Here is a 2,127-nt window from a genome sequence, read left to right as displayed (position 1 = left end):
ACCTCCGTAGGCGTTGGAGTATATGCAACCCCTTCGGGGTATTCTTGGATGATCCAATGAGGATCTCTCTTATCGGACAAGTCTTTCTTTACAATCGCATTGCTAAAACGTCAAATAGCGCTGTGATCGGTAGAGATGTGCTCCATATTAACGTTAAGAAACTTTCCAAAACTCTTGGAGTAGATAAATATCTTGTGGTAATTATATAACACCGATTATGGCTAGTAGAGATGAAAAATGAACAAAATATACAGACCAATGTCATTGTTAATTAAAAAAACTAAAATCATCACATTCTCTACCTTATATGTAAGAAATTATATAGTTTTGGCCACTTGTATGAAACAAGATTATTTTTAACTAAAAATTTTTACGTATGAAAAAGATTCTTTTATTGATCGCAGCCTTAATGCTGCTAGCCTCTTGTAACTCTCAAATGGAGCAGAACGAGGTTCAACCAAACTCTGAGATGAGTAATCTAGCTGAGTTGTCTGAAAGCCTTCAGAATTACAACTCACTCTTTATCACTTCTCCATCTGCAATTGCATATGATTCGTCACTAAGAGGCTTTTGGGGATGGATTGGGAAGATTGGCCGAGTCATTGCAAGTGACGCTGTGGGTGCTATAGTGGGATCTACACGTGGTGGCGTTGTTGGTTCTATTGTCGTTGGTGTATCCGCTTCAGTAGGTGCTATTATTGGCTTGCAAAATGTTTCTCATGACGGATCACTTTATATGTATACTTTCTCGATTGATAGCTCTGGTTTTTCTGCTGAAGAAATAGAAAAATTAGATGAAGCAAACGATATTGGATACCTTCACAATGCAACTATTTACAACCTATTCAATACAAACCCTAACATCTTAAATTATTCCGACTCTGAGGTAAGGCAGGCTCTGTTCAATATCTTTACGGATACCGAGAAAATACCAGAGCTCAAAAAAATTAATTACTACTTTAGCCATCAGGATAAAGAGAACATTTTATCTCAATTTCAACTTGGTCAAGATGTAGCAAAAAAAATAGTAGACGATGAATTAATAAGCAAGTCTGATTTTATCAAAACTATCTCGCAATCAGCCTCTATCAGCAGAGAGGAAGCCCAAATTTTAGCTGACTATTGCATTGTAGTATCTCAGATGGACAATATTGATGAAATCAGCAATTATGCACAGGGCTACAATGAAATAGTCCTTAAATCGAACACATCTGATAGGGTCAAATGTATGATAATGAATTTCACGTCTGTTGCAACAAATAGTAGATTATTATGGTCAAATATGCTATGATTAATAGATTCTTTTTAGCTCTACTCTCTTTTTCTTTTATCTTTCTACCTATGTTTGGCCAAACAGAGAGTAAGAACAACTTATCCATTGAGACAGAGGTAAGTATTCAGAGAGGATATCCATTGGGTAATCTTTCCCCCTTTGGCTTAGGTTTGGTTGATAGATATCAAACTCCTATGTATGTTGTAGGTGCTGATCTTATGTATAAGCTTAACGACAATCATTCACTAGGTATTGATTATTGGGGAGGTAGCAGTCTGATTTCTATTGGTAAAGTACTGGACGGTGCTGATTGGCAAAATCTAGATTATGTGGGGTTGGGGTACGCATATTCTATACCTAAGAAGAAATGGCTTGCTCGCTTATCAGCCTCTATAGGTTATGTTCGCAACAATCATAAGATACTAGAAAAGGAGTCTACGCTCAAAATTGGTGCCAATGGATTTGGCATATCTATGGGTATTTCAGCCTCATTGAATGTCAGCAAGCATTTGTCTTTGGGGTTGAAGTGTTCTCTAAATACTATAATGCTAGGGAAATGGCGTGGCGATAGTAAGTTACTTGATTCCAATTCATATTATACCCATGCTGGCATAAAAGAAAGTAATACAGTGTTTATGCCTACTATAGGAATAGTATTGATATCGCGTTAGTCTACTTCCACAAGAAATAATCTTTGACAATCACAGAAGGACTTGTAAGCTTCGTGCATAGAAGTCTTCTGTGATTGTACTACTTCAAAACTATAGGGCTGTTTTATGATGGAAATCTTTATCATACAACACTCTAGATATTGTTTCCACTGAACCTTTGGTGTCCGTGGGCACCAAGGGGGG

At 37.0% G+C, this 2,127-nt stretch carries 2 protein-coding genes; both read left to right on the top strand.

The annotated features are described in order from the left end of the window. The first annotated feature begins 376 nt into the window (after positions 1–376). Positions 377–1,291, top strand: coding sequence for a periplasmic substrate-binding domain-containing protein (locus QVO39_RS00310; protein ID WP_018029029.1), 915 nt, complete (start codon positions 377–379; stop codon positions 1,289–1,291). Continuing rightward, a complete protein-coding gene (locus QVO39_RS00305; protein WP_155799483.1) occupies positions 1,288–1,944 on the top strand; it encodes a hypothetical protein in 657 nt (218 codons plus the stop codon). The genes QVO39_RS00310 and QVO39_RS00305 overlap by 4 nt, the downstream gene beginning before the upstream one ends. Positions 1,945–2,127 lie beyond the last annotated feature (183 nt).

This window comes from Porphyromonas sp. CAG:1061, from assembly GCF_000435035.1.
Lineage (GTDB): Bacteria > Bacteroidota > Bacteroidia > Bacteroidales > Porphyromonadaceae > Porphyromonas_A > Porphyromonas_A somerae.
The sequence above is the reverse complement of the archived record's forward strand: the minus strand, read 5'-3'. Positions and strand labels throughout refer to the sequence as shown.